The organism is Nostoc sp. NMS2 (genome assembly GCF_017115105.1).
In the GTDB taxonomy this organism is placed as follows: Bacteria; Cyanobacteriota; Cyanobacteriia; order Cyanobacteriales; family Nostocaceae; genus Nostoc.
The window spans coordinates 47,215-53,648 of record NZ_JABXKH010000034.1 but is presented as its reverse complement, the minus strand read 5'-3'; the positions used below and the strand labels follow the sequence as shown (position 1 = coordinate 53,648).

The following is a 6,434-nucleotide window of genomic DNA, read 5'->3' as shown; positions in this document are numbered from 1 at the left end:
GTCATTGGTCATTGGTCATTGGTCATTGGTCATTGGTCATTGGTCATTGGTCATTTTTCATTGGTCATTAGCAAATGACAAAGGACAAAGGACAAATGAAAAACCTATTTACAGGACGTTTCCAAAATTTTTAAGTTAGCTTTCATTGCCTTGAAATAATGCTGTGGATCTGTTTCACCAGTTTCCAGCGAATCCAGAGGGCGCAAAGTTAATTTCAAATCTTTGGAGAGGCTACTTAGGAGCTTGTTATCTACTCCTGGTTCACTAAATAAAGCTTTAACTTTGTACTTTTTCACAGCATTGACTGCATTTTGCACATCAGTTGGTGAAAGTTGATCTTCGGGAATTTGCACCACAGCAACTTGCTTAAGGTTATAGCGTTTTGCTAAATATGGAAACGCATCATGAAAGGTAATAAAGGTACAACTAGGAGTTTTTTGTAAAGTCTGCTGAAATTCACTATTTAAACTTTCTAATTCTTTAATATAAGCCGCAGCATTTGCTTCATAATTAGCTTTATTTGCCGGGTCAGCAGCAATTAATCCATCCCGAATATTAGTTACCTCTTGTTTTGCCAAAACTGGATCTAACCAAACGTGAGGATTACCTTGGGTGTGTTCGTGGTCTTCTTCCTCCTTCGCTGTTTTTACAACGGGTGAAATTTCATTTAAGGGTTTAATACCAATGCTTGCATCAATTTCAACTAATTTGGTATTTTGGGCATTTTTGACCGTATTTTCCAAAAATTCCTCCAAACCTAAACCATTTTTTAGTAACACATTTGCAGTTGCGATCGCTTTGACATTTTCGGGTGTCGCTTGGTATTCATGTACCTCCGTACCAGGCGGCACTAGAATTTCTACATCTGCAACATTGCCAACAACTGCCTTAGTAAACAAATATATCGGCAAAAATGTCGTCACTACTTTAGTTTTTCCCAACTGCGGTACTGGGGTGGATACAGTCGCCTGTGCTGGCGGTGACTGTTCAGAAGTTTTTCCCTGATTGGGATTCGATTGGCTACAGCCAGCAGTCATTGACAACACTAACAGAGCAATTATGGACAATTTACCGCTTCTTTGTCTGCCTACTCTAAGTCCTCTGCAATTCCCCATCACAGCGTTTTCTCCTCAAAATCGATGCAACGTCTGCCTCTGCCACCATTCCTATTGACAATGAGACCTATTCTAAATTTTATACTATAATAATTCTCATTCTCATTCATGACACATAATATCATTCTCAGTTTCGTGTGTGATGAGTTACAACAAAGCTTTTTCAGATGGCACAGTCCTCTGCAATTTAGTTTTCCCTGAATAATTAGGATTTCTTGACTTTTTTTGTTAAAAAGTTTGCTGACTTCTGATAAGATTGCTGACAAAGATTCTCATAAAATAGCGTTTAAAAAAACGTGCTTTGGGTGTGAATTAAAGATCAGTGTGAGGAGAAAAATGCAAAAATTCTGGAAATATCTGCTAGTTAGTCCAGCAGTCTGCTGTGCAATGCTATTTGTGAATACTGCTGCATTTGCAGGTGAAACATCAGGTACATCTGAAATTAATCAACCGCAAATTTTAGCTAGTCCAGACACAAATACTCAGATAACGGGGCAAGTTACTTCCGTATCTCAATTTTCCGACGTACAACCCACCGACTGGGCATTCCAAGCATTGCAGTCATTGGTTGAGCGCTATGGCTGTATTGCAGGATATCCAAATAGCACTTATCGCGGTAATCGCGCATTAACGCGATATGAGTTTGCTGCTGGTTTGAATGCTTGTCTCGATCGCGTTAACGAACTTATTGCTACAGCCACAGGTGATTTAGTTAACAAACAAGATTTAGCCACATTACAAAAGCTGCAAGCAGACTTTTCAGCAGAACTGGCGACACTCCGAGGTCGTGTAGATACAGTAGAAGCTAAAACTGCTGAATTGGAGGCGAATCAGTTTTCAACCACAACCAAGCTGAACGGGGAAGTAGTAATAGCGATCGCAAGTGTCGTAAGTGGTAATACAGTTAATGGTCAAGAAGTCAACCAAAATGCTGTCCTGGCAGACCGGGTACGTCTGAACCTCGACACCAGTTTCACTGGTCAAGATTTACTGAGAACACGACTTCAGGCAACAAACCTAGACCCCTTCTCTGACACTGCTACCTTTACACCAGAAGGTGACTTCCGATTTGCTGGTGGTAACAACAGTAATGGAGTTGTGATAGACGCACTGTTGTATCAGTTCCCTCTCGGTGATAAAACAGGCATCACCCTGGAAGCAAATGCAGGTGCAATTGATGATTTCACTAACACAGTCAACCCGTACCTAGATGGGGACGGTGGTAGCGGTGCCCTTTCCCAATTTGGGAGTCGCAACCCAATTTATTATCTAGTTAATGGTACTGGTATAGGAATCAAACACGAGTTCAGCGATAAGCTGGAATTAAGCTTGGGGTATTTAGCGAATGATGCTGCTAGCCCTCAACTAGGCTCTGGACTATTCAACGGTGCTTATGGTGCTATGGCGCAGTTAACTGTTAAGCCTAGCAACCAAATTACCCTTGGTTTGACTTACATTAACGCCTACAAAAATACTTTTTTTGCCAATGGTAGTGGTGGTAGCAATAACGCTAATGACAATATATTGCAGAATGCTTCTAGTAACTCCTACGGTATAGAAGTATCCTTTCAACCTAGCTCAAAATTCGTGATTGGCGGTTGGGCTGGCTTGACCAAAGCTCGTGTCCTTTCGGTTACTCCTGGCGATGCTGACATCTGGAACTATGCCGTCACACTGGCTTTTCCGGATCTTGGTAAAACAGGTAACATTGCAGGCATTATTGTTGGTATGGAACCTAAAGTTACCAGCGTGAGCAATTCTCTCAGCAATGCAGGTATCAACAAAGATCCAGACACTTCATATCACATTGAAGGTTTCTATCAATATAAGTTGAGTGACAATATCAGCATCACCCCAGCAGTTATCTGGCTAACAGCGCCAGATCATAATAATCAAAACGATGATATCGTGATTGGTACAGTGAGAACCACATTCACTTTCTAATTTTCAAATATAAAAAAAAGACGCAAATTTATCCTTTGCGTCTTTTTTAGTGTGTGATTTAAAAAATCAATATAGCGACTCCAGGGCTATTTCATTCTTATCTGGCCCGCTACCATAAGGAGAGATAATAGTCTTACACTTTTTTAGTATGGTTCTAAATTGGTAAATTCGCTGAAGCAGTTATGTTTGCACACCAAATGCCTCTGGAGCTACACCCCAATTTACCCAGCGAATTGCTTCATGCGCTGAGTTCATATTCGGTGGAACTCGCAAGGCGTGAATAAAGGCTGTGCTAGAACAAGTCATTTTTAATAAAATCCAAAACCAAGACGAGCCTGAGTAGTTGGATAGCATAAAACCTGCCCGTCCCTAAAGATAGCCCATGATTACATGGACGAGAAATGCGGGACGGAAGAATGTTCAAGCTAGAAATTTTTGGGGAATCATCTTAATGAGAGCAACAGTTTTCGCTGGTTCTAGTGAATTCAAAGCCGTGCCAGTAGCTCTCAAAATGAACCAAAGTTTCCAGCGTATGAAGATCCATCCATCATCCAGTAAATTCCGGGCATTGCCATTACAGCTTGTCCTCATCGTTCCTTTTGTCGTGCAAGTGTTTGGCGCAGTGGGGTTGGTGGGATACTTGTCGTTCAAAAATGGTGAGAAAGCAGTTAACGATCTGTCTGGGCAATTGATGAAGCGAACCAGCAGTGAGGTAGATCGCTATTTGGCTGCCTACCTGTCGATTCCGCATAAAGTCAATCAGATCAATGCTGATGCAATTCGCATGGGATTGCTGAATGTGCGCGTAGGCGCAGCCAGCACTTCGGCTGCGCTCAGTGACCACCGTAGGCATCGCAAAACCATTGGCAAGTACTTCTGGCACCAAATGCAAGCCTATGACCTGACCTACATCGCCCTGAGTCTTCCCACCGGGGAAGGGGCTGGAGCCGCCCGTTTCGATGGCAAGACAGTTACCATTGATGATACTGCAACCAAAACGCCCAGCCTACCGAAAAATGCAACAACTTACTTGGCAGATAACGATGGCAACCCAACTCAAGTCGTAGCTACCACAACGTGGGATACTGTCAACGAGCCTACGTACACCGAACCCGTCAAAGCGGGAAAACCTATCTGGACTCGCATCTACACCTACTACGACCCTGCCTATCCTCCCTATATTGCGGCATCGGCTGGTCGCCCAGTTTATGATGCCAGCAAAAAGCTGATTGCCGTAGTGGGGGTTGATATCCATCTGTCGAAACTGAGCGAATTTTTACGAACCTTAGATATTAGTCGCTCTGGGCAAGTATTTATTCTGGAGCGGGATGGTATGTTGGTAGCTAATTCCGGTCAGGAGCAACCTTTTACTGTCACTAATAACGAAATTAAACGCCTCAAAGCAACGGAGAGTTCCAATCCAGTTGTGCAAGGCATTGTTAAGCAGCTTCAAAAAAGCATTCCAGACTTCCACTCCATCACTAATACCCAAAAACTAAGCGTCAATTTCCAAAGCGAAAAATATCATGTGCATATTAGTCCCTGGCGCGATAAATATGGCTTGGACTGGTTGGTTATAACCAGCGTTCCAGAAAGCACCTTCATGGCACAGATTAACGCCAACACCCAAACTAGTATCCTGCTTTGTTTAGGGGCGCTGGTAGTAGCAATGGTGAGCGGTGTCTTCACCTCCCGGTGGATTGCACGTCCCATCCTGCACCTGAATCAGGCGAGTCAGGCGATCGCAGCCGGTGACTTAGACCAGACAGTCACAGAGGGCAACATCCAGGAATTCAACACCCTTGCCGACTCCTTTAACCACATGGCAGGGCAATTGCGCGACTCTTTCATCGCCTTAGAGAAAAGTAATGCAGATTTAGAAGAACGGGTAGAAGAACGCACCGCCCAACTACAACAAGCAAAGGAAGTCGCCGAAGTTGCCAACCGCAGCAAGAGCGAATTTCTCGCCAACATGAACCACGAACTGCGAACCCCACTCAACGGCATCCTCGGCTATGCCCAGATCCTCCAGCGCGACCCAGCCACCACCCCCAAACAACAGAAGGGATTGGGCGTAATTCACCAATGCGGCTCCCACCTGCTGATCCTGATCAACGACATTCTGGATTTGTCAAAACTGGAAGCGCAGAAAATGGATCTCTACTCCCAAGATTTCCATTTCGCCAACTTTCTGACCACCACCGGAGAAATCTGCCGCATCAAAGCCGAGCAAAAGGGGGTAGCCTTCTATTATCAGCCCGCCGCCAATCTGCCCACCGCCTTCCATGCCGACGACAAACGCCTGCGGCAAGTGTTACTTAACCTCCTCAGTAATGCGGTGAAATTTACCGACTTTGGCAGCGTGACGTTTAGGGTTGAGGCAGTAGGAAATGGGGAAATTGCCCTTGGTGAAGCCTCCACGCAGGGGAATTGCCTCTCTACGAAAATCCGCTTCCAGGTAAAAGACACAGGCATTGGTGTTGCCTCAGAAAAACTAGCAGCCATCTTTTTACCCTTTGAGCAAGCCGGGAAACGCGATCGCAACAGTGAAGGCACTGGGTTAGGGCTGGCAATCAGTCAGCAAATTGTCCAGATGATGGGCGGCACTATTCATGTCAACAGCATTTTCGGCCAAGGCAGCACCTTTTGGTTTGAGGTAGATTTGTCCACCGCTACTGATTGGCTCTCTCAGCCTGCGACTGCCCACCAAAAGGTGATCGGTTATCAAGGCGAACGGCGCAAAATTTTGGTAATTGACGATCGCCCAGACAATTGTGCCGTGGTGATCGGAATGTTGGAACCTCTGGGCTTCAAGCTGGCAGAGGCAGACAATGGCCAGACCGGACTGGACAAAGCAATCCAGATGCGTCCAGATTTGATTGTTACCGATATCATGATGTCAAAAATGAATGGGCTGGAAATGACTCGCCGCCTGCGCCAACTGCCAGATTTTGCCAATACACCCATTATCGCCTCCCCTGCCAGTCTGTCTCAGGTGGATATGCAACAGACGATGGATGCAGGCTGTACTAGCTTTTTCCCCAAGCCCATTGAGTTCGCTGGACTGTTAGGCGAGTTACAGCGCCACTTGGAGTTGCAGTGGATTTACGAAACCGCACCAAATACGGCTGAACCCTCGGCTGTAGTTGACAATGTGGCAGATTGGGTGATGCCAGCGCCAGAGGAACTAGCAGCCCTCTACCAGGCAGCCCAGGACGGCTTTATGGCTGATATTCAGCAGGAAGCCAACCGCCTCAAGCAACTCAATCCCCAGTACGCGCCCTTCGCCAACAAGTTACTAGAACTGAGCCAGCAGTTTGATGACGAAGCCATTCTCAATTTACTACAACCGCGTATGTAGTTACACGTAGCGGA

4 protein-coding genes are annotated in these 6,434 nt (G+C 45.4%); 2 read left to right on the top strand and 2 right to left on the bottom strand.

Annotated features, from left to right (window positions below; translation table 11 throughout):
- Positions 1–104: 104 nt before the first annotated feature.
- Entirely contained in the window at positions 105–1,115 is a 1,011-nt protein-coding gene (locus HWQ36_RS03715; protein WP_292698213.1) for a zinc ABC transporter substrate-binding protein, read from the bottom strand.
- A gap of 336 nt (positions 1,116–1,451) precedes the next feature.
- Here HWQ36_RS03715 and HWQ36_RS03710 point away from each other — a divergent pair, with 336 nt between their 5' ends.
- Positions 1,452–3,059: an iron uptake porin gene (locus tag HWQ36_RS03710; RefSeq protein WP_292698211.1), complete on the top strand. Its 1,608-nt coding sequence runs from the start codon at positions 1,452–1,454 to the stop codon at positions 3,057–3,059.
- 180 nt (positions 3,060–3,239) lie between these two features.
- On the opposite strand, the gene HWQ36_RS03705 is transcribed toward HWQ36_RS03710, so the two are convergent.
- Complete coding sequence (locus tag HWQ36_RS03705; RefSeq protein WP_292698215.1) at positions 3,240–3,413, bottom strand: hypothetical protein; 174 nt, start codon at positions 3,411–3,413, stop codon at positions 3,240–3,242.
- Between the two features lie 97 nt (positions 3,414–3,510).
- Between HWQ36_RS03705 and HWQ36_RS03700 the strand changes: the two genes are divergently transcribed.
- The gene (locus HWQ36_RS03700) at positions 3,511–6,420 is read left to right on the top strand and encodes a hybrid sensor histidine kinase/response regulator (protein ID WP_292698209.1); all 2,910 of its coding nucleotides are present in this window, start codon (positions 3,511–3,513) and stop codon (positions 6,418–6,420) included.
- Positions 6,421–6,434 lie beyond the last annotated feature (14 nt).

Bases quoted from the DNA above. Each gene is read 5' to 3' on its own strand.
- HWQ36_RS03715 (WP_292698213.1), bottom strand. From the start codon at position 1,115: ATGGGGAATTGCAGAGGACTTAGAGTAGGCAGACAAAGAAGCGGTAAA.
- HWQ36_RS03710 (WP_292698211.1), top strand. From the start codon at position 1,452: ATGCAAAAATTCTGGAAATATCTGCTAGTTAGTCCAGCAGTCTGCTGT.
- HWQ36_RS03705 (WP_292698215.1), bottom strand. From the start codon at position 3,413: ATGCTATCCAACTACTCAGGCTCGTCTTGGTTTTGGATTTTATTAAAA.
- HWQ36_RS03700 (WP_292698209.1), top strand. From the start codon at position 3,511: ATGAGAGCAACAGTTTTCGCTGGTTCTAGTGAATTCAAAGCCGTGCCA.